This window comes from Streptococcus sp. GS001 (genome assembly GCF_021595565.1).
GTDB lineage: Bacteria > Bacillota > Bacilli > Lactobacillales > Streptococcaceae > Streptococcus > Streptococcus xiaochunlingii.
On record NZ_JACSYJ010000006.1, the window covers coordinates 13,717 to 34,160 of the forward strand.

Sequence of the window (20,444 nt, forward strand, 5' to 3'; positions counted from 1 at the left end):
TCCTTCTACATAAAACTTTGCGGTTCATTGTCAATGCTGACTCGAAGATCTTGATTTTCCCGCTCTTGAGTATAGTCCAAAATCTGATTTAAAACCTGTGGTAAGTGGTCTTCAAACCGGTACTTCAACAGAATCTGGTAATGGAATAAATTATGCGTGCGAGCAATCGGTCTTGGCGTTGGTCCTAATATTTGGACTTGGTCCGATAGACCTGCTTTCAACAGATCCATCACCTGATAAGCTTTTTTAACCACGACCTCTTCTTGTTTGTGAGAGAGGGTCAAACCTACCGTGTAATAATAAGGTGGATAACCTAACTGGTGGCGCACCTTCATTTCATAGGCATAAAACCCTTCATAATCTTGGCGTTTCGCATATTCAATGGCATAATGATGAGGATTATAGGTCTGGATCAGAACCTGTCCTTCTTTATCCGCACGACCAGCCCGCCCTGCCACCTGGGTTAACAGTTGGAAAGTCCGCTCTGACGAGCGAAAATCAGGCAAATTTAGAGCTGTATCAGCATTGAGGACACCGACTAGCGTTACATTGGGGAAATCCAAGCCCTTGGCAATCATTTGGGTCCCGAGCAAAATATCCGCTTGTCCTTGACCAAACTGATCCAACAAAGCCTCGTGACTCCCTTTTTTCCGAGTAGTATCAACGTCCATCCGCAGAATACGAGCCTCTGGGAAAATTGCTTGTAGCTCATCGTAGGCCTTCTGGGTCCCCGTCCCGTAATAACGAATCGATTGACTTTGACAATTAGGGCAGACTGTTGGAATGGCCTTATGGTAATTACAATAATGGCAATCCATCGTCTTGGTATCCATGTGAAGGGTCAAGGATATATCACAATTCGGACAGGTATCTACCTGACCACACTCCCGACACATCACAAAGCTGGAATAACCCCGGCGATTGAGCATGAGAACAACTTGCTCTTTTCGCTGCAGACGTTCTGCTATCGCTTCTAGCAACTTAGGTGTATAGGTTCCGGATTCTTGCTGGCCAATATAATCTCTGAAATCAATCACTTCCACCTCTGGAATACGGGCAAGAGGATTGGCTCGTTGGGTCAATTGAAGAAAGCCATAGACACCTTTTCCTGCACGGGCTCGTGTTTCTAGACTAGGTGTCGCCGACCCCAAGACCAAAACAGCCTGGTGATACTGAGCCCGAAGTAAAGCTACTTCACGCGCATGGTAGCGAGGATTGCTATCTTGTTTATAGGTAGCCTCATGTTCTTCATCGATAATGATAGCTCCTAGGTTCTTCAGAGGAGCAAAGATGGCAGACCGCGCTCCTACGACCACTTGAGCTTCTCCGCGTTCAACACGTCTCCACTCATCGTATTTTTCACCATTGGATAGACCTGAATGAAGGATGGCCACCCGATCCCCAAAGCGAGAAATAAAGCGATCCGTCACTTGAGGCGTCAAGGAAATTTCAGGAACCAACATAATAGCTGTTTTCCCCTTTTCTAGCACCTCTTGGATGATTTGGAGATAAACCTCCGTCTTCCCACTTCCTGTCACTCCTTCTAGCAAGAAGGGTTTGGATTCCTGCCCGATTTGACGAGTTACCGCTTGAACGGCTCGTTCTTGTTCAGCATTTAAAACCAAGGCCTCTGTCGACTCTTTGTCTTTAAAGTAGGCAGCCGCACGATTGACTTCTTTTTCAAAAATAAGCAAGGCTCCCTGATCAATGAAATAGTTAACCACTGGGCGAGAGAATTCCGCCAATAAATCACTCAAAGGAGCTTCCTCTTCCTGACCTTGGACAAAGTCTCGCAAGGCCAAGCGCTTCTTAGCATTCTTGGCGATTTCCAAATTTTCAAGTAGGGGTTGATTTACTCGATACCATTTTTCTGTTTTGATATGTTTACGATCCACTGCTTGGTATTCTACTTCCAGCTCTCCCTTACGAGTCAGTCGCATCATTCGTGCTTGAGCATCAATATCCAAAGAAGAAAAGGCCAAGCTGGTCGCTGTTCCAAAAATGTCTTCTCGATCCTCTGGCGATAACAGTTCTGTCGGATGGAGAATTTTGTCATAGGAAGAATTTAAAACACTCGGTAGCATGGCTTTCAAGAGGGTGATTTTGTAGGCAAAAACCGTCTTTCGCAACTGATCTGCTAGCCAAAATTGCTCCTCTCCTAGAACCGGTTGGTAGTCTAAGACCTCCACGATACTTTTCAATTCTTGATCTTTAACTGCTAGAGTGGTCTCTTCAAGGCCAACCACAATCCCTTGAATGAGCCTATTTCCCTTTCCAAAGGGAACATGCACCCGCATTCCTTTTTCCAAGAAAGGAGAAAACTCTTCTGGTACCTGGTAACTATAGGGCTTGTCTGTTTGCATCAAGGGAACATCAACGATGACTTGTGCTAGCATGCTTCCACCTCCTTCCTGTCCTAGCGCTAAATAGCAAAAAATAAGATTGAGCGAACCCAACCTTAAATTTTTTCACCATCTTCTTTTTCTTTCGCGATTTGTTCTTTAATTTTACGCTCTTCTTCTTCTTTACGCAAGCGTTCTGCTTCGATTCGACGACGAACCGCTTCACGCTTAGCTTCTGGATCTGGGTGAATCACCACATTTCCTGATTCAATCTCTTCCAAGGCACGCAAGGTAGATTTTACTGATTGAAATTCTTGAGTAGGAGTTGCACCACTCTCTAACTCATGAGCTCGTTTGGCTTCAAGAATAACCAAAGAGTATTTTGACGGTACTTTATCCAACAATGTGTCAATAGATGGTTTTAACATCATAATCTTTTTACCTAATTCCTATTCTAATTATCGTACCACTTGAGTGGCTTTGGGAAGCATTTCTTGGTAGTGACCAATGACCCGATCAACACGGAAATGTTCTGCCTCAATCACACGTTTGACACGTTCCGCAGCCAAAGGTACTTGATCGTTGACAATGGCATAATCGTACTCACGCATGAGGGCAATTTCTTCTTTTGCTTTTTCGATCCGCTGGGCAATGACTTCAGCACTGTCTGTGCCACGTCCAACCAAACGATCTTGCAACTCATCCAAATCCGGAGGAGTCAGGAAAATGAAGACGGCATCTGGTACCTTTTTCTTGACCTGCAAAGCTCCTTGCACCTCAATTTCAAGGAAGACATCGATCCCTTTATCGAGTGTTTCGTTCACATAGGTCAAGGGAGTCCCATAGTAATTGCCAACATATTCAGCATATTCGAGCATTTGACCTTGACGAATCAACTCCTCAAATTCTTCACGTGTCCGGAAGAAATAATCTACTCCGTCCACTTCGCCTGGACGTTGTGCACGCGTTGTCATCGATACTGAGTATTGAAATTGATTATCTGAGCTTTCAAAAATCTCACGTCTAACCGTTCCTTTCCCAACACCTGAGGGCCCTGAGAAAACGATTAATAATCCTCGATCCGCCATTTTATCTCCTTCGCTGTCTTTCTATCTAGTGTAACAAAAATAGAAAGATTTTTCAATAGATTTTTCCTAGAGGCAAGGCCCTAACCACTTCTCTACCAATGAACCATCTCATCTGTGCTATCCCATTTTTAACACGACTCACAAAAAATAGCCAACTAAGGTTGTTCCACCTTCGCTGACTATCTTTTTATATATGGCTTTTAACAAGCTCTATTTTGCATAATCAATGGCACGTAATTCACGAATAACGGTTACCTTGATGTTACCAGGGTACTCCAAGTTGGACTCAATCTTCTCACGGATATCATGAGCCAAGATGGTCAACTTATCATCCTTGACTTCTTCAGGGCTGACCATAATTCGAATTTCGCGACCTGCTTGCAAGGCAAAGCTGGTCTTAACTCCCTCAAAGCCATTTGCAATTTCTTCAAGATCTTGCAGGCGTTTGATGTAGCTTTCAAGAGACTCGCTCCGGGCACCTGGACGCGCTGCACTCAAGGCATCTGCTGCTGCGACAATGACTGCGATGACACTTTCTGGTTCGACATCACCATGGTGACTGGCAATCGTATTGACAACAACTGGGTGCTCTTTGTATTTACGAGCTAATTCAGTACCAATTTCTACGTGGCTACCTTCTACCTCGCGGTCGATTGCTTTACCAATATCATGAAGGAAACCAGCTCGACGAGCCAAGGTAGCATTTTCACCAAGCTCACTAGCAATAATACCAGATAACTTAGCAACCTCAATGGAGTGACGCAAGACGTTCTGTCCATAAGAAGTTCTGAATTGCAAGCGTCCCATAATCTTCATCAAATCAGGATGTAGATTTGGTGCGCCAATTTCATAGGCTGCTGCTTCACCATATTCACGAATCCGTTGGTCAATTTCCAAACGGTTCTTCTCTACCAACTCTTCAATCCGAGCTGGATGGATGCGACCATCTTTCAAGAGACTTTCCATGGTCATTCGTGCGATTTCCCGACGAATCGGATCAAATGCAGACAGGGTGACTACTTCTGGAGTGTCATCAATAATCACATCCACACCTGTCAAGCTTTCGAAGGTTCGGATATTTCGACCTTCGCGACCAATAATCCGGCCCTTCATTCCATCATCTGGTAAATGAACCGTTGAGTTGGTCTGTTCTGCCACAAAATCCCCGGCCATCCGTTGCATGGCTTGAACCAGGATATCTTTTGCAACTTTATCTGAACGTTCTTTCACTTCCACTTCTGCTTCTCGAATTCGAGTCGCAATCTCTTTGGAAAGTCGTTCTTCTGTTTGCGTTAAGATAATATCACGTGCTTCCGATTGAGTCAGAGAAGCAATTTTTTCTAATTCTTCTTCTTTCTTCTTTTCTAGCTCATGTAATTGTTCTTCACGCGCATCAATGTGTTTAGTTCTATCTGAAAGACTTTGCTCTTTTTGTTCAAGAGCTTGCTCTTTGCTCGTAAGATTGTCATCTTTGCGATCAAGATTATTCGAACGTTCCGCTAAGCGGGTTTCTAATTGTTTTAATTCTTGACGCTCTGATTTAAACTCAGCATCGACTTCTTCTCGATATTTTCTGGCTTCTTCCTTTGCCTCCAAAAGTGCTTCTTTTTTAAGTGAACTAGACTCGTGCTTAGCTTCTTTCAAAATCAAATCAGCTTCGCGCTCTGCCTGTCCACGTAAATTCGTTGCTTCTTGTTCAGCATTTAAAAGAGTAAGTTCTGCAGCCTCTTTCGATGCTTTCATCTTGACTGAGATCCCTACATATCCAATGACTAAACCAATGATTGCGGCAAAAACAATTGCAATTCCAAATTCCATGTTTTTACCCCTAATCTAATGAATAGTTGAATTAAAAAATTCTTTATTATTTTATCATATTTTTACAAAATTAACAAACAAATTTTCTAGCGAAAACTAATCTATTTCTGCTATCATTCTAATGCTTCTTTCCCTTGATTCTAACGGGAAAACACCCTAAAAACAAGCTTCTGAATCCTATTTCAACGGCTACTTGCCACTATCTTCTCTTGTGTTTTCTTCCAGCGCCAATTGTGCTATAATCAAGAAAAAAGAAATTGAGGAAGATACATGACGAAAGAAGTTATTGTGGAAAGTTTTGAACTAGACCACACTGCTGTAAAAGCCCCTTACGTCCGCCTAATCGGAGAGGAAACTGGACCAAAAGGAGATGTTATCTCAAACTATGATATCCGCTTGGTTCAACCAAATGAAGACTCTATCCCGACTGCTGGTTTACATACGATTGAGCACCTATTAGCTATGTTGATCCGTAAGCGCATTGATGGGATGATCGATTGTTCCCCATTTGGGTGTCGTACTGGATTTCATATGATTATGTGGGGTCAGCACGATCCAAAAACCATTGCACAAGTGATTAAATCTTCTTTAGAGGAAATTGCTGAAGCAACAAGCTGGGAAGACGTGCCAGGAACGACGATTGAATCTTGCGGAAACTATAAAGATCACAGCCTCTTTTCTGCCAAAGAGTGGTGCAAATTGATTCTCGAACAAGGTATTTCTGACGATCCATTCACACGCCATATCGTATAAATAACAAAAGACTTCTCTTTCAAAGAGAAGTCTTTTTTAATTCTTAATAATCCAATGCATCGGAATGGCCTTTCCCGTTTCCGACAAAGTAGCCGGTTTTAGCATTGATACTAAACAAATATGTTCCATCTGGCTTAAAGAGGTTGTAATAACCATTGCCGTTGATAATATTCACGCGTTCTAAGATGTATTGATCCCCAACGATATGACCACGTTCCCGGGCAATCTTCAGAATCTTCTCCAAAATACCAGGGTTAAAGGTCCATGCAGGATTGTTTACATCGTCAAGCGTTGCTTGGTTGTATGGCACCCGGCTCAAGTTTCGTTGAAGTGGCACACCAGTACTTTGAAGACCAAAGCCAGAATAGCCTGGGTTCACTCCGCCTGTCGTGTTGCCTTCAGTAGCTGGGGCTTGTGTAGGAGCAGGACTGGTTACCGTTCCTGAAGAAACTGCATTTCCACCTGTAGCACTGCCACCACCATCTGTCACGGGTGCTGGAGTCGCAACTTGTTGCGAGCGTCCTTGAGAAGCTGCATCCTTCAATAATTGGTTCAATTGTGTATTAGATGTTGACACATCTGAAAAGACTGCATCACTCTTTACCTGCGCCTTGGTATCGATGGCCCCATCCTTAATAACTGGGCTGGTAAACTGAGAGTTTACTGTTTGAATAGCAGAAACCTGCTTCACCAATTCATCGTATTTACTTTTGGCTGCATCGTATTCCTTGGTGTCTTTCAATTTATCTAAACTGGCTTTTAGTTTTTCCAAATTACCAAAAGAATCATTTTTCAACTTCGTCTGCGTGTCATCTGTAAAGAAAGCTGCATACTGATCGTTAAAATCCTTCAGCAAAGCCTCTGTATTCGTGCTCGTTGAGGAAGAAGAACTAGAGGACTTCTTGCTAGATGAGCTAGTAGAAGAGACGACTGTCGTTTCCCCTTTAGACTGGTTACGGATCCATTGATAAGACAACCAACTAGCCGTAGCAACTGCTGTCAGAGCTAAAACTGAAAACAGAATTGGTTTTACCCGGCTCTTTTTCGGTTCTTCAGGAATCTCAATTTCTTCATCCACATATGGTTCTGTTGGCTCTGGACCAAACTTAATTTTTGCAGGGCGTTCCCCAGGAATTGGATCTGGAATGCGAGTAGACGCGCCTTCTTTTTGACCTACTTCAGCCGGTGCTACTTCCTTCACTGGCTCTTCACTTGGAATCGGGTCCGTCGCATCCACAGTGGCTGCTTCCTCTGCCTCAGCCAACATTTCCTTCTTCATGACGATGGTATCAAACTTATGAGCTTCGATTTCGTCACGGTGCTGTTTGATGTATTTATCGAGGACATTATCTGTTTCCTTGACCCCTGCTTCGATTTCTTCAGCTTTGCGGTTTGCTTGGCCAATCGTCATCTCTTTGGCGTCCTTAAAATCAAGAACTGACTCTGCCTCTTGGCCCAACTGCTGTTTATCTTCTTTTGTCATATGTTTCCTTTCTCACTAGTCGCTTGTCGACGTACCCGCTCCCCAAAGAACTGATACAAGTCAACCTTTAAGGTTCCGTTATATAATTTTCTTTTTTTATCCGCTTGTCGCCCAAACTTCTTTTCAAAGTTTTCATCGCTGGTCAGGATAAATTTGCTCCAAGTCTTCAAGGGCTCAAAGACCTCTCCCATTTCAGCGTACAATTTTGTCACCCCTGCATCATCGGATAAGCGTTCACCATACGGTGGATTGGAGATAATGACCCCATTAATCTTATCTGAACGCAGATCTTGCACCCGCATTTGCTTAAAGGTGATGTCGCTCGCAACACCCGCTTTTTGAGCATTTTCTTTGGCAATCTCAACCATCCGCGCATCAATATCGGTTCCCATGATGTCTAGGACAAGGTCCCGATTGATTTTTTTACTAGCCTCTGTGCGAACTTCTTGAATCAGACGATTGTCGATCCAATTCCACTCTTCAAACGAGAAAGTCCGTCTCAAGCCCGGTGCTATCTGGCGAGCCATCATCGCTGCTTCGATACAGAAGGTTCCTGATCCACAAGTCGGATCAACCAAGGGCTTGTCTGGGTACCAATTGGAAAGTTGAAGAATGGCTGCCGCCATATTTTCCTTAATAGGAGCTCCCCCTTTTTCCGTCCGATAACCACGTTTGAAGAGGCTACTACCAGTCGTGTCAATCAGGACAGTAGCTTGGTCTTTAAGGATCGATACTTCGATCTTGAACTCTGCTCCATTTTCTATTAGAGGAACACCTTCTGGTCGGGCATAGTGTTTTTGCAACTTTTTGACAACTGCCTTTTTCGAAATCGCTTGTACACTCGGTTCGTTATGCAGTTTGGATTTGACACATTTTGCTTTGGAGATAGGGAAACGCGCTCCTAAAGGGAGGTATTGGTCCCAATCCAAGGCAAAAACTCCTTGAAAGAGTTCTTCAAAGGTACGGGCAGGAAAGGATCCTACGACGATCTTGATTCGGTCTGCAGCCCGCAACCAAAGATTGGTTTCGATGATTGCACGAACATCGCCTTTGAAACGGACTCGTCCATTTTCCACTTGGCAATCGTAGCCGAGCTCTCGTAATTCACGCCCAACCACTGCTTCTAATCCAGCAGCAGCTGTCGCAATTAATTCAAATTGTTTTTTCATTTGTTCCTCATTGTTTAAAAAAGGAGGTTGAGATTTCTCTCCCCCTCACCACCTATATGCAATTTTCTATAAGCCATGTTTTGTTCCAGAAATGACTAGGTACCATTTCCTTCGATAATCATCTGTCTACTGTTTCCAGTCAGAATGCTATGTTCGTTTCCATGCATCCCATGCCCCGACCAAAGTTTGGGTTGCTAGCTTGAGGGGTTTACCGCGTTCCACTTTTTAGGTTTCCCTAAAAACTACGTCACTGTGGCACTTTCAGAGCTAGTAGAACTTATCCTAAGACTTAGCCCGTTCGCTCGCCGTAACTTGAAGATCAAGTCCCTAGGCTTATGGATTCACCTAGCACAAACACTACAGGCATCCCAGCCTGTGCTAGCATGGACTTTCCTCATGAGAGAAAGCTCTCACGCGATTATCCAAAAATTGCACGATTCATCTTTTATGTCTTAAAAATCACGATCAACGACTTGTTTTCCAAAGACTTCTTTTTCAAGACGATTTAAGCGTTTCAAAATATCAAAGTTTGTCGTAGTAGTGACCTGAGGAAACTCATGCTTTGGAGCAGACTCAGGAACTGATGGACTCGGAGTTGCTTGGCTCGTTTTCTTCGCTAATTCTTCACGGAGCCGAGCGTTTTCTTCTTTCAATTCCTTCACTAAGGCAGCATAGGTTTCATAGTCTTTGATGACATCATCCAAAAACTCATTTACCTCAACTTTACTAAATCCACGAACTTCTTTTTTGAAATCTTGATCAAAAATATCCTTCGCAGTAAAAATAATACTTGCCATCATTCTCTCCGTTCTAGTTAATCATAATCATTATATAAAAAATGAGGAGCAAAAATCAAGGTAAATCACTTATTTTTCGTAAATTTTTTCCGCTACTTCATTTAAGTCATCAAAGTTTAATCTTTTGACATGATACTGATCCATTTCTAGCATCATTTTGTAAAGATATTTGAGATTTGTTTCGTGTTCTGGATCGTAAAATAAATAAGCGCCATCTGTATTTTCTAACAAAAATGTATTGTATTCTTTAAATTGGCCTGGCTGGCTATAAGAGGGATAGGCATACTTGACAAAATCAACCTGCTTAAAGCGACTAAGGAGTTCTTGATTGGCCTCATTCCAGTTCTCTCCTTGGTTTTCAAACATAAAAATCGTGGCCAACTGTATCTCGTATTCTTTTTTTAATTCCTGGGCAACCTCCAAGGCCCAGGCTTCAAAACCTAGATTACCCGTAAAAATCAGCCACTTGACGCCCTCTTCCAAAAAACGGACTAAATCCCTGCGAATCGCCTCTTTAATAATGGGAAGTCTAGGGTCCTTTGCTGTCAGAATTCCCAATTCAAATGCCTTGTATCCTGTAATCAGTAAACTATTCATTATTTCCCCTCCCTTCTTCATTTTGTGATATAATAGAGTGATGTAATTGTACCAATAAGGAGAATTATGGTCAACTATCCTCACAAACTTAGCAAGAAATCTTCTTCGCCCATCCAGAGGAAGCAAAGTGTAAACTTTGCCAATCGGGGGATGACATTTGAAAAAATGATTAATGAGAGCAATCAGTACTACCTTTCTAGAGGGCTAGCGGTGATTCATAAAAAGCCGACACCCATCCAGATTGTAAAGGTGGACTATCCTCATCGCAGTCGGGCAAAGATTGTGGAAGCTTATTTTCGCCAGGCGTCTACCACAGACTATTCTGGTGTTTATAAAGGACACTACATTGATTTTGAAGCAAAAGAGACCCAGCAGAAACAATCCATGCCGATGAAGAACTTTCATCAGCACCAGATTGATCACATGGCTGCGGTCGTCCAACAGGGAGGAATTTGTTTTGTGCTCTTGCATTTTGCAAAGCTCAATGAGACTTATCTACTGCCAGCTCCTTCCTTAATCGACTTTTACAACATCGATCACGGCAGTAAATCTATGCCATTGACCTTTATACAGGAAAATGGTTATCGTATCGAGACAGATCACCTTCCAAGCGTTCCTTATCTCGATATTATCGAACAGAATCTACTAGGCGGTAATTAAATGAACAAACAAACAGTTATCCAGTGGTTAAAATATGCAGCGATTGCGGCTATTTCCTTATTTTTCCTTTTACTTATCCTGGGTGGATTGGTATTTGGATACTATGCCTCAAAAGCACCGACTCTTTCTGAGAAAGACCTCATCGCAACGACTTCCAGTAAAATCTATGACAATCAAAACAATCTGATTGCCGACTTGGGTGCTGAGAAACGAATCAACGTAAAAACAAATGAAATCCCAACCGACTTGGTCAATGCGATTGTGGCGATTGAAGACCACCGCTTTTTCAATCACAGAGGGGTCGACTTTATTCGTATTGGAGGAGCCTTCTTCAGTAACCTCCGCGGAGGTCGCCAAGGGGGATCCACTCTTACACAGCAATTGATCAAGCTCACTTACTTCTCTACTTCTTCGTCCGACCAAACCCTATCTCGGAAAATCCAAGAAGCTTGGCTTGCGACACAATTAGAACAAAAAGCCACTAAACAAGAGATTTTGACCTACTACATCAACAAAGTCTACATGTCTAACGGAAACTACGGAATGCAAACAGCTGCTCGTAGCTACTATGCAAAAGACTTGAAGGACCTTTCTCTGCCACAAGTGGCCCTATTGGCCGGAATGCCTCAGGCACCCAACCAATACGACCCTTATACCAATCCGGAAGCTGCACTCCAACGCCGTAATCTGGTTCTTAAAGAAATGTTGGACATGAAGTCCATTACAAACGAACAGTACGAAAGTGCCGTCAATACACCTGTTACAGATGGTTTACAAAGTCTGACAGGCTCAAGCAACTATCCTGCTTATATGGATAACTACCTTAAAGAAGTCATCCAACAAGTCGAAGAAGAGACAGGCTACAATGTCTTGACAACTGGTATGGATGTCTACACCAACGTCGATACCGCAGCTCAAAAACGTCTATGGGATATTTACAACTCTGACGAATATGTCAATTATCCAGATAATGAATTGCAAGTTGCTTCTACTATCATCGACGTGACAAACGGAAAAGTCATTGCTCAGTTGGGATCCCGTCATCAATCATCTAATGTATCCTTCGGTACCAACCAAGCTGTCGAAACGAACCGAGATTGGGGTTCTACAATGAAACCTATCTCAGATTATGCTCCCGCGATTGAACATGAAGAATATAGCTCCACTGGAATAACCATTCCTGATACACCGTACAACTTCCCTGGTACAAATACGCAAATTTATAACTGGGATAGACAATACTATGGTAATATCAGCATGGTCTATGCTCTCCAACAATCCCGTAACGTTACTGCGGTCCGGGCCCTTGAAAAAGTTGGTTTGAAGAAGGCTAAGAAATTCTTGAGCAGCATCGGAATCGATTATCCAGAAATGGTATATGCAAATGCCATCTCAAGTAATACCAGCGACTCTAGCAACAAATACGGGGCTAGCAGTGAGAAAATGGCCGCTGCTTATGCAACCTTCGCAAATGGCGGTACCTATTACAAGCCACAATATGTGAATCGGGTTGTCTTTAGCGATGGTACAACGAAGAACTTTGAAACCTCTGGAACACGAGTGATGAAAGAAGCCACAGCTTACATGATGACAGATATGTTGAAATCAGTTATCACAGCTGGTTTAGGATACAATGCAAATATCTCTGGTCTTTATCACGCTGGTAAAACAGGTACCTCTAACTATGCCGACAACGAATTAAAAAAACTGACCAAAGACTACAATTACTCAAGTATTGTGACACCTGATGAATCGTTTGTGGGTTACACCACGCAATATTCTATGGCTGTATGGACAGGATATACCAATCGCTTGACTCCAGTCCTAGATGATGGAATCAAAGTCGCGACGGATGTCTACAAACAAATGATGCTGTATTTGTATGAGCAATACGGATCAGGTAGCGAAGACTGGACCCAACCAAGTGGCGTATACCGTAGCGGTTCCTACCTCTATCTTAATAATGGTAAGAACAACTACAATTACTACTATTATGAGCCAAGCTATACAGCTGAAGAAACGAGCGAATCAACAGAAGACAGCTCAAGTTCATCTAGCTCAGAAGAGAATTCTCAACACACAGAATCATCTTCTAAAGAGAATGAGCAAAATCACTAATTAGACCACACTATATTAATAAAACACGATTGTTCTTAAACAATCGTGTTTTTTATGTATATTATTTAGAAGCCAAAGCCCCCATTGGATCCCAAGGAGCTAGGACAATCGGTTCTGCCTCATAAGCAGCCAATTCTTCCGCCGTCAACAGTTCCTTGCGGACGACGATTTGGTAGGTGTATTCGTCCATCCAAGCGTCAGAAGCTACAAAGTAGCCATCTGTTCCGACTTTCTCTCCCCAAGAATTTTCAACCTTCCATTTAAGAGGACGTCCAGCTTCGTCCAAATCTACACCAGTCAAGACCATGGCATGGGTCATGAGACTTTCCGCATAATCCAAACGCCCTGCCTTATCTTGAGTCAGCTGGATATCCATTCCCGCTTCAAAATCGTAGACATCTATCGCAAGGATTCCAGCTTTCCGGTTGCTGACTTGGCCGACATCTGATCCAAACCAAACAGTTTCCCCAGCTTTCATTTGGGCAATGGCCAATTCTTTCAAGCGCTCCATCGGAACGTTGAGGTAGCGAACTTCCCGGCTACCGACCACATTCCCCAGCATCTCAACCGTATAGGACTGGCCATAAGGCTTGTCTGCCGTTGGCGCATTGATAACAGAAACGTAGTCCTCCAACTGAAGATCCACATATTTTTTGTAAAAACTTTGAGGTGTCAAGCCAGACTCTGTGTGGAAGTTATTGTCCTTATCGCGATAAGAGAAACTAAATGTACGAGGGGGCAAGCCCAGTGACATAGCTAAGAAATTAAAGATTTCTTGGAGGAGCTCTTCTTTCTTGCTTTGAACCGTTACTTGATCTGCTCCACTCGCAAGCAATTCGCGTAGGATCTGCGCATCTTGACGCAACAATTTGTTTAAGTAGGTATTGAGCTCCCGGCTATTGCTAGATGAGATAGATTCTGGATAGACAGACTTGGGTACAACCCCATATTTTTCAAAAAGGGAAACGACCATATCCCATTGACCACCATCTTGTTGAGGGGTTTGAAGGAGGAAGGCCACCTTGCGGCTGGTCAAATCCTGGTCCGCTGTCGCAATGATTTGTTCCAAGAACCAGTTGGATTTTTCGTACTTGTCCCAGAAGAAGGTATGAGCTTGAGACAACTCAAAATCCTCTAATTGGAAGCTGGCAATCATTTTATGACGGAAGGTATTTAGAGCCGCAAACATCCAGCAACGACCAGAAGCTTTCTGGTCCGTCACCTTATCCTTGGTCAAATCAAGAGAAAAGACGGGGGTGTTTTCTACTGCACTTTTGCGTGTCTCTAAAGCTGCATGAATCCCATTGTGGGTGATGGCATTTTCAAGAGCCGCAAATTTCACATTTGCTTGGTAATTCGCATAGAGTTGATCTGTAAATTCTTGTGTTAATTCTGACATAAAATTCTCCTTTGTAAAGCTACTTACCATTATAGACCATTGGCTAAAATCTTCAAGTAAAAATTGTTTTAAAGGTCAGAAGAATGGATAGTGTAGATTATTTGATCTCCGACATAGCCTTTTCTGGCAACAGCATCTGGGAGAGTTTCAAGATATTGCATTCCAGCTTTTGCCATTACCCGTCCCGAAGCAGGGTTCAAACTGACATACTTGGCCTGAACTTCCTTGAATCCCACCTCTACCAACAAAAAGTGTAAAACAGCCTGGAGGGCTTCTGTCATCAGACCTTGACCCCAGAAGTTCTTCCCTAGAATATAGCCGACTTCACACAGTTCTTTTTGCGAATCCTGAGAAACGACACTGATATCACCTATCACTTGTGCGGGATCATCTTTCTTACAAATCGCCCATTTGTAGGTGTTTTCCTCTTGGTAATGAAGGAGCCATCTCTCAATTGAAGCTCGAGTCACTTGAGGATTTGGATGGGGATCCCAAGTCACATATTTAAGATTATCTGCATCAGATGCCCAATTTTCAAACATTGCCTTTGCATCCTCTACAACAAAGCGTCTTAATAATAAACGCTTGGTTTCCAGTTCAATAGTACCCAATTTTCTCATCTACTTTCCTCCTATTCTGTTTAAAAAAAGTCGGCTCAACCGACTTTTCTTTTCTATCAACGCCAGAAGGTATCAAATACCGTAATCGGTAGATGACGTTTGTGTTGGCCTTTGTGCCACCAGTTTTCAATGGTTGCTTGAGCTTCTGGGCTAACTGATTTCCCTTCTAGGTAGTCATCAATTTCTGCATAGGTCACCCCAAGAGCTACTTCGTCAGCGATACCTGGCTTTTCTTCTTCCAAATCTGCAATCGGTACCTTCTCATACAAGGCAGGATCAGCTCCCAGTGCCTGAAGCAACTGCTTGCCTTGGCGCTTATTAAGGCGGTAGAGAGGAAGGATATCGGCTCCGCCATCTCCAAACTTGGTAAAGAAACCAGTGATATTTTCGGCCGCATGGTCCGTCCCAATGACGGCTCCGCTATAGGCACCTGCTAGAGCGTACTGAGCAACCATCCGACTCCGTGCCTTGATATTGCCCTTGTTAAAATCTGAGACATCTGTTCCTGTCGCTTCGACAGCACGCTCCATGGCATCGACCGATTCCTTGATGTTCACGACCAGGCTGACGTCTGGCTGGATGAAGGCCAAGGCCTTTTGGGCATCTGCTTCATCCGCTTGAACACCGTAGGGCAAGCGGACAGCAACAAACTGATAACTGGCATCTCCAGTCTCTGCCCGCATTTCCTCCATGGCTAATTGAGCCAGGCGACCCGCTAGGGTCGAGTCCTGTCCTCCCGAAATTCCTAAGACAAAGGTCTTTAGAAAAGGATGTTTTTGCAGGTAGTCCTTCAAAAAATCAATGGACCGGCGAATCTCTTCTTGAGGATCAATGACTGGCTTGACCCCTAATTGGGCAATAATATCTTCTTGTAGGCTCATTCTTCTTCACCTCCCAAGGCTTTCTGACGCATCTGATCGATGAGGTCCATCTTATCTTGCCATACGTCCTTGGCCAAGTCCACTGGATAATGTTGTGGATTGAGGACACGTTTGTATTCGTCCCAGAGCTTGTCGAATTCCTTCCGAGCATATGCTTGGATATCCATCAAGGTTGGCAATTTGTAGACTAGTTTCCCATCTTTGAAAATATCGACCAAGAGAGGGATGGCATCGAAATCGCGAACCGTCTTCTTGATATAGGTATAGGTCGGATGGAACATCTTGATTTCTGTCAGTTCATTGACATCTACTCCATCGTAAGTGATGTAATCCCCTTCCGATTTGCCTTTTTCCCGACTGGTAATACGCCAAACTTGCTTCTTCCCTGGGGTTGAAACTTTTTCAGCATTGTTAGACAGTTTGATGGTATTTCGCATTTGACCATTTTCGTCTTCGATAGCAACAATCTTATAGACTGCTCCGAGGGCTGGTTGGTCATAGGCTGTGATCAACTTGGTTCCGACACCCCAGACATCAATCTTAGCCTTTTGCATCTTCAAGTTGAGGATGGTGTTCTCATCCAAATCATTTGAAGCATAGATCTTCGCTTCTGTGAAACCAGCTTCATCCAACTGTTGGCGAACCTTTTTCGAAATGTAGGCAATATCTCCAGAGTCAATCCGCACTCCTAGGAAGTTGATACGATCTCCCATCTCACGCGCCACCTGAATCGCAGCCGGAACTCCGATACGCAATGTATCATAGGTATCCACTAGGAAGACACAGTTGCGATGGGTCTCAGCATAGGCCTTGAAGGCTTTATAATCATCGCCATAGACCTGCACCAAGGCATGGGCATGTGTCCCAAGGACAGGGATGTCAAAGAGTTTTCCTGCACGTACGTTACTGGTCCCGCTAGCGCCTCCAATAACGGCTGCACGGGTTCCCCAAATAGCCGCATCCATTTCGTGCGCTCTACGAGTTCCGAACTCCATCAAAGGTTCGTCTTCGATCACAGCCTTGATCCGAGCGGCTTTTGTAGCAATCAAGGTTTGGAAATTGACAATATTGAGGAGGGCCGTTTCGACCAATTGACACTGGGCTAGCGGTCCTTCTACTTGAACAATCGGCTCATTGGCAAAGACCAGGTCCCCTTCTTTAGCAGAACGAACGGTCAATTCCATTTTGAAATTTTTCAAGTAATCCAGGAAGGCTCCTTCGTAGCCTAAGGATTCTAAGTAGGCAATATCCGACTCTGAAAAATGTAGATTCTTCAAATAGTTGACAATGCGCTCAAGACCTGCAAAGACGGCATAGCCATTTTTAAAAGGTTGCTGGCGGAAATAGGCTTCGAAGACCGCCTTTTTATTGTGGATGCCTTGTTCAAAGTAAACCTGCATCATATTGATTTGATACAAATCAGTATGGAGAGTTAAACTATCATCTGGGTACATGTTTGATCCCTCTTCTTTTTTCTTACGTCATGGCACCAGTCACGCTCTGTCAACTGGCACAGTCCAAAATAATTTTAAACACATTATAGCACATTTTAAGCAGGACCACATGAGTTTAATCCGGGCTAAGCCTCATTTTTTATCGTAAAAAAAAGGGATCTTCGCCTCTTTCCATCAGACGAACATCCCTTTCTTCTCTCTTATTCTTCGTGTTCAGTAATATATTTATAAGCTTCTTGACCGGCGACAGCGCCATCTCCAACAGCTGTGGTGACCTGACGAAGATCTTTTTGGCGGACATCTCCAACCGCAAAGACACCCGGCACGGAGGTCTTCATATGATCATCAGTGATCACCCAACCTTGATCGTCTAGAATACCGAGGTCTTTGGCAAAGTCACTGACAGGATCCAAGCCCACATAGATAAAGACACCACCAGCTGCTTGCTCGCGAACCTCACCAGTTTGAACATCTTTTAAGACCAGACTGGTCACACGGTTGTCCCCTTTGATCTCTTCGACCACTGTATTCCAAGCAAAGTGAATCTTTTCATTGGCAAAAGCTCGGTCTTGAAGAACTTTTTGGGCACGTAGGGCATCGCGTCGATGAACAATGGTAACAGACTTAGCAAACTGAGTCAGGAAGATTGCCTCTTCAACCGCAGAATCTCCTCCACCAACAACCATGAGGTCTTCATCTCGGAAGAAGGCGCCATCACAGACAGCGCAATAAGAAACCCCACGACTATTTAATTCTTCTTCACCTGGAACTCCCAACAAGCGATGGTTAGAACCAGTCGCAATAATAACGGTCTTGGCTTGAAGGAGACCATCATCTGTCGTAATCTCCTTGTAGTTTCCTTGATCCACAATGTTTTCAGCTCTGCCGAACAAGTGTTCCACTCCTAAAGCTTCTAGAGGTTCGAACATCTTTTCAGCCAATTCAGGACCACTGATGTTGGCATAGCCTGGATAATTTTCAATGTCAGACGTGTTGTTCATCTGTCCGCCAGGAATTCCTGCTTCTAACAAGGCAACCTTGAGATTGCTGCGGGCTGCATACAAGGCTGCGGTCATTCCCGCAGGTCCTGCGCCGATAATCAGTGTATCATACATAAGCTTCTCCTTTTGTTGTAACTATCTTGATTCTAACTCCAATTCAATCATTTTGCAATTATCTTGCTCGAAGAATAAACAGAACTCCAATGACTGCAAAGGTAAGAACTGGAATTGTCATAATATCAATCAATAAAATATCATAGAGGTGTAACTGGCGTTCCTTAGCTGTTTTATCCGTCTTACGAGCCGCTCGCAAGCCTATCCAAATAGCTGAAGCAACCAACACCCCAATTGAAGTGATGATTAGGCTCTCGATATAGAGAGATAGCAATTGGTTTAACATAAGATCTCCTTAGTATCCAAGATTGGAATGAGGGGACGAGGTGCCGATTCGTTTCGTTCACTATTGGATCAAGTTGAAACTTCTATCTTCGCGGAAAAATGAACTACTACTATTCATCTTTTCCTGAGGCACCTACTCAAAGAAAAATCCGAGTCTGAAACATCGCGTTCCAGACTCGAGCTCTTATATATTATATCAAACAAATGTTCGTTTGTAACTAGCAAAGAATTCTTTTGTCCGCTCTTCTTTAGGAGCTTTCATGATCTCTTCTGGAGTCCCAGATTCAATAATTTTCCCCTTGTCTAGGAACAAGACCTTGTCTGCCACTTGGGAAACAAAGCTCATATCATGGCTAACCAGAATCATGGTTTGACCTGCCTGAGCTGCTGCTGCGATGGCTTTTTCTACCTCTCCGACCAATTCCGGATCGAGGGCTGAAGTTGGCTCATCCAATAAGAGGACTTCTGGCTTCATGGCTAGGGCACGTGCCAAGGCCACCCGCTGTTTCTGCCCTCCTGACAAATGACGAGGGTAATGGGTTTCGCGGTCCGACAGACCGACTTTTGCGAGTTCTTCTTTGGCAATCTTGGTCGCTTCCTGGTCGGATAAGCCTTTGACGACGATCAGTCCTTCCTTGACATTGTCCAAAGCAGTCTTGCGACTGAAAAGATTAAACTGTTGAAAGACCATAGCTAGCTTTCTTCGAAGGGTCAGGATCTCGTCCTTACTGATGGTTTCAAAGTCTACCTTTTCCCCATTGATCTCAATACTGCCACTATCCGGAGCTTCCAGATAGTTCAAGCTTCTCAAGAAGGTTGATTTCCCAGCTCCAGAAGAACCGATCAAGGCAACGACTTCCCCTTTTTGAACTTCCAGATCGAGATGGTCTAGGACCATTTGACCGGAAAAAGATTTTGATAATTGTGAAATCCGAATCATGCTGCTCGTTCCTCCTCTTGCAAGGTTTGGGTAACAACTTTTGGATCTTTGATAGAGAGTACCTGTTCGATCCAACGTCCCAATTGTTCAATCAAAATATTAATGGCCCAGTAGATCAATGAAACAGAGATAAAGCGCTCGAAGTAGCGACTGTCATTCCCCGACATAATCTTGGCTTGGGCAAAAATTTCCAAAACACCTGCATAAAAGGCCAGGGAAGTCCCCTTGGTCAAACCAATCAAAGAGTTGATCAAGGTCGGAGTCGCAACCACGGCTGCATTTGGAATAATAATCCGACGATAAACTTGAGCATTGGTCATGCCGAGACTCTTCGCTGCTTCGATTTCACCCGCATCAACAGATAAAATTGCTGCCCGAATGGTCTCACTGGCATAGGCTGCCTCATTGAAGGCAAAGGCTACAATGACAAATAAATGGGCTGGCACATCGTTGATATTAAAGGCTGTCCCATATTGTTGGTTAATGGCCTTCAATAGGAGCGGGATTCCATAGTAGGTCAGCATCAACTGGACCAAAATTGGTGTCCCTCTTAAAAAACTCACAAACAAGGCTTGGATCGGGTAGAGGATTTTTACCCGATTGATCTTGACAATGGCAAACAATAGAGCTAGCAATAAACCAAAAAAGGCTCCTGCCAAGGTTAACAAAATCGTATTTGGAAGCTCTTTTAAAATTCCGGGAATAGCTTCAAAAACGACGCGTAGGTTAAAGATTTCTCCTTCTGGTATCCATTTTAAAAACTCTTCGTACCAGCCAGATGCCAGATAAGTAGTTGTAAACATCTTCGTTACTTCCTCCCTCGATAATGAATCATTCTATCATATTTACAGTTAAAATGCTGAGTTTTGCTACTGATCGTTCGTAAATCATGCTTCAGGTCTGATGTGATAACAAGCAAGCATCT

General features: G+C 43.6%; 19 protein-coding genes and 1 other RNA gene. 3 read left to right on the forward strand and 17 right to left on the reverse strand.

The genetic code is table 11. The features are described from left to right. Positions 1 to 5 precede the first annotated feature (5 nt). From H8S88_RS09430 to H8S88_RS09445, 4 genes are all read right to left on the reverse strand, one after another. A complete protein-coding gene (locus H8S88_RS09430; RefSeq protein WP_125336198.1) occupies positions 6 to 2,396 on the reverse strand; it encodes a primosomal protein N' in 2,391 nt (796 codons plus the stop codon). 62 nt (positions 2,397 to 2,458) lie between these two features. Beyond that, positions 2,459 to 2,773, reverse strand: a complete 315-nt coding sequence (gene rpoZ / locus H8S88_RS09435; RefSeq protein ID WP_006596845.1) for a DNA-directed RNA polymerase subunit omega — start codon at positions 2,771 to 2,773, stop codon at positions 2,459 to 2,461. Between the two features lie 27 nt (positions 2,774 to 2,800). After that, positions 2,801 to 3,430, reverse strand: coding sequence for a guanylate kinase (gene gmk / locus H8S88_RS09440; protein ID WP_006596846.1), 630 nt, complete (start codon positions 3,428 to 3,430; stop codon positions 2,801 to 2,803). A 210-nt stretch (positions 3,431 to 3,640) separates the two neighbouring features. Next, positions 3,641 to 5,248 (reverse strand): ribonuclease Y, encoded by a 1,608-nt coding sequence (locus H8S88_RS09445; protein WP_048715288.1) that lies wholly within the window; start codon positions 5,246 to 5,248, stop codon positions 3,641 to 3,643. 270 nt (positions 5,249 to 5,518) lie between these two features. Between H8S88_RS09445 and H8S88_RS09450 the strand changes: the two genes are divergently transcribed. Further along, positions 5,519 to 6,001 (forward strand): S-ribosylhomocysteine lyase, encoded by a 483-nt coding sequence (locus tag H8S88_RS09450; RefSeq protein WP_006596848.1) that lies wholly within the window; start codon positions 5,519 to 5,521, stop codon positions 5,999 to 6,001. Between the two features lie 43 nt (positions 6,002 to 6,044). Here the strand turns inward: H8S88_RS09450 and H8S88_RS09455 are convergent, their stop codons facing one another. The 5 genes from H8S88_RS09455 to H8S88_RS09475 form a co-directional block, all read right to left on the reverse strand. Next, positions 6,045 to 7,484 (reverse strand): cell division site-positioning protein MapZ family protein, encoded by a 1,440-nt coding sequence (locus H8S88_RS09455; protein WP_048789440.1) that lies wholly within the window; start codon positions 7,482 to 7,484, stop codon positions 6,045 to 6,047. After that, a complete protein-coding gene (locus tag H8S88_RS09460; RefSeq protein ID WP_048789441.1) occupies positions 7,481 to 8,653 on the reverse strand; it encodes a THUMP domain-containing class I SAM-dependent RNA methyltransferase in 1,173 nt (390 codons plus the stop codon). The genes H8S88_RS09455 and H8S88_RS09460 overlap by 4 nt, the downstream gene beginning before the upstream one ends. A 64-nt stretch (positions 8,654 to 8,717) precedes the next feature. Then, positions 8,718 to 9,083: RNase P RNA component class B (gene rnpB, locus H8S88_RS09465), an RNA gene on the reverse strand. A 22-nt stretch (positions 9,084 to 9,105) separates the two neighbouring features. Beyond that, positions 9,106 to 9,450, reverse strand: a complete 345-nt coding sequence (gene gpsB, locus H8S88_RS09470; RefSeq protein ID WP_006597079.1) for a cell division regulator GpsB — start codon at positions 9,448 to 9,450, stop codon at positions 9,106 to 9,108. 69 nt (positions 9,451 to 9,519) lie between these two features. Next, complete coding sequence (locus tag H8S88_RS09475) at positions 9,520 to 10,047, reverse strand: DUF1273 domain-containing protein (protein WP_195348301.1); 528 nt, start codon at positions 10,045 to 10,047, stop codon at positions 9,520 to 9,522. Positions 10,048 to 10,113: 66 nt separating this feature from the next. Between H8S88_RS09475 and recU the strand changes: the two genes are divergently transcribed. Next, positions 10,114 to 10,707 (forward strand): Holliday junction resolvase RecU, encoded by a 594-nt coding sequence (gene recU, locus H8S88_RS09480; RefSeq protein ID WP_125336196.1) that lies wholly within the window; start codon positions 10,114 to 10,116, stop codon positions 10,705 to 10,707. Beyond that, on the forward strand, positions 10,708 to 12,825 hold the full coding sequence (gene pbp1a / locus H8S88_RS09485; protein ID WP_236128274.1) for a penicillin-binding protein PBP1A: 2,118 nt from the start codon (positions 10,708 to 10,710) through the stop codon (positions 12,823 to 12,825). 61 nt (positions 12,826 to 12,886) lie between these two features. On the opposite strand, the gene pepC is transcribed toward pbp1a, so the two are convergent. From pepC to H8S88_RS09525, 8 genes are all read right to left on the reverse strand, one after another. Further along, positions 12,887 to 14,224, reverse strand: coding sequence for a C1 family peptidase (gene pepC, locus H8S88_RS09490; RefSeq protein ID WP_236128275.1), 1,338 nt, complete (start codon positions 14,222 to 14,224; stop codon positions 12,887 to 12,889). A gap of 68 nt (positions 14,225 to 14,292) precedes the next feature. Continuing rightward, positions 14,293 to 14,844, reverse strand: coding sequence for a GNAT family N-acetyltransferase (locus tag H8S88_RS09495; protein WP_125336193.1), 552 nt, complete (start codon positions 14,842 to 14,844; stop codon positions 14,293 to 14,295). A 56-nt stretch (positions 14,845 to 14,900) separates the two neighbouring features. Continuing rightward, the gene (gene nadE, locus H8S88_RS09500) at positions 14,901 to 15,725 is read right to left on the reverse strand and encodes an ammonia-dependent NAD(+) synthetase (RefSeq protein ID WP_006596857.1); all 825 of its coding nucleotides are present in this window, start codon (positions 15,723 to 15,725) and stop codon (positions 14,901 to 14,903) included. Then, positions 15,722 to 17,179, reverse strand: coding sequence for a nicotinate phosphoribosyltransferase (locus H8S88_RS09505; protein WP_236128276.1), 1,458 nt, complete (start codon positions 17,177 to 17,179; stop codon positions 15,722 to 15,724). Before H8S88_RS09505 ends, nadE begins: the two co-directional genes overlap by 4 nt. A 200-nt stretch (positions 17,180 to 17,379) precedes the next feature. After that, complete coding sequence (trxB, locus tag H8S88_RS09510) at positions 17,380 to 18,294, reverse strand: thioredoxin-disulfide reductase (RefSeq protein WP_120701199.1); 915 nt, start codon at positions 18,292 to 18,294, stop codon at positions 17,380 to 17,382. Positions 18,295 to 18,352: 58 nt separating this feature from the next. Next, on the reverse strand, positions 18,353 to 18,580 hold the full coding sequence (locus tag H8S88_RS09515; RefSeq protein ID WP_006596860.1) for a DUF4059 family protein: 228 nt from the start codon (positions 18,578 to 18,580) through the stop codon (positions 18,353 to 18,355). Positions 18,581 to 18,775: 195 nt separating this feature from the next. Then, on the reverse strand, positions 18,776 to 19,519 hold the full coding sequence (locus H8S88_RS09520) for an amino acid ABC transporter ATP-binding protein (protein ID WP_195324686.1): 744 nt from the start codon (positions 19,517 to 19,519) through the stop codon (positions 18,776 to 18,778). Then, complete coding sequence (locus H8S88_RS09525; RefSeq protein ID WP_129822843.1) at positions 19,516 to 20,322, reverse strand: amino acid ABC transporter permease; 807 nt, start codon at positions 20,320 to 20,322, stop codon at positions 19,516 to 19,518. The genes H8S88_RS09520 and H8S88_RS09525 overlap by 4 nt, the downstream gene beginning before the upstream one ends. Positions 20,323 to 20,444 lie beyond the last annotated feature (122 nt).

Bases quoted from the DNA above. Each gene is read 5' to 3' on its own strand.
- nadE (WP_006596857.1), bottom strand. From the start codon at position 15,725: ATGAGCCTACAAGAAGATATTATTGCCCAATTAGGGGTCAAGCCAGTC.
- H8S88_RS09520 (WP_195324686.1), bottom strand. From the start codon at position 19,519: ATGATTCGGATTTCACAATTATCAAAATCTTTTTCCGGTCAAATGGTC.
- pepC (WP_236128275.1), bottom strand. From the start codon at position 14,224: ATGTCAGAATTAACACAAGAATTTACAGATCAACTCTATGCGAATTAC.
- H8S88_RS09455 (WP_048789440.1), bottom strand. From the start codon at position 7,484: ATGACAAAAGAAGATAAACAGCAGTTGGGCCAAGAGGCAGAGTCAGTT.
- pbp1a (WP_236128274.1), top strand. From the start codon at position 10,708: ATGAACAAACAAACAGTTATCCAGTGGTTAAAATATGCAGCGATTGCG.
- H8S88_RS09450 (WP_006596848.1), top strand. From the start codon at position 5,519: ATGACGAAAGAAGTTATTGTGGAAAGTTTTGAACTAGACCACACTGCT.
- gmk (WP_006596846.1), bottom strand. From the start codon at position 3,430: ATGGCGGATCGAGGATTATTAATCGTTTTCTCAGGGCCCTCAGGTGTT.
- H8S88_RS09495 (WP_125336193.1), bottom strand. From the start codon at position 14,844: ATGAGAAAATTGGGTACTATTGAACTGGAAACCAAGCGTTTATTATTA.
- H8S88_RS09475 (WP_195348301.1), bottom strand. From the start codon at position 10,047: ATGAATAGTTTACTGATTACAGGATACAAGGCATTTGAATTGGGAATT.
- H8S88_RS09505 (WP_236128276.1), bottom strand. From the start codon at position 17,179: ATGTACCCAGATGATAGTTTAACTCTCCATACTGATTTGTATCAAATC.
- H8S88_RS09460 (WP_048789441.1), bottom strand. From the start codon at position 8,653: ATGAAAAAACAATTTGAATTAATTGCGACAGCTGCTGCTGGATTAGAA.
- H8S88_RS09515 (WP_006596860.1), bottom strand. From the start codon at position 18,580: ATGTTAAACCAATTGCTATCTCTCTATATCGAGAGCCTAATCATCACT.
- rpoZ (WP_006596845.1), bottom strand. From the start codon at position 2,773: ATGATGTTAAAACCATCTATTGACACATTGTTGGATAAAGTACCGTCA.
- H8S88_RS09525 (WP_129822843.1), bottom strand. From the start codon at position 20,322: ATGTTTACAACTACTTATCTGGCATCTGGCTGGTACGAAGAGTTTTTA.
- recU (WP_125336196.1), top strand. From the start codon at position 10,114: ATGGTCAACTATCCTCACAAACTTAGCAAGAAATCTTCTTCGCCCATC.
- H8S88_RS09430 (WP_125336198.1), bottom strand. From the start codon at position 2,396: ATGCTAGCACAAGTCATCGTTGATGTTCCCTTGATGCAAACAGACAAG.
- H8S88_RS09445 (WP_048715288.1), bottom strand. From the start codon at position 5,248: ATGGAATTTGGAATTGCAATTGTTTTTGCCGCAATCATTGGTTTAGTC.
- gpsB (WP_006597079.1), bottom strand. From the start codon at position 9,450: ATGGCAAGTATTATTTTTACTGCGAAGGATATTTTTGATCAAGATTTC.
- trxB (WP_120701199.1), bottom strand. From the start codon at position 18,294: ATGTATGATACACTGATTATCGGCGCAGGACCTGCGGGAATGACCGCA.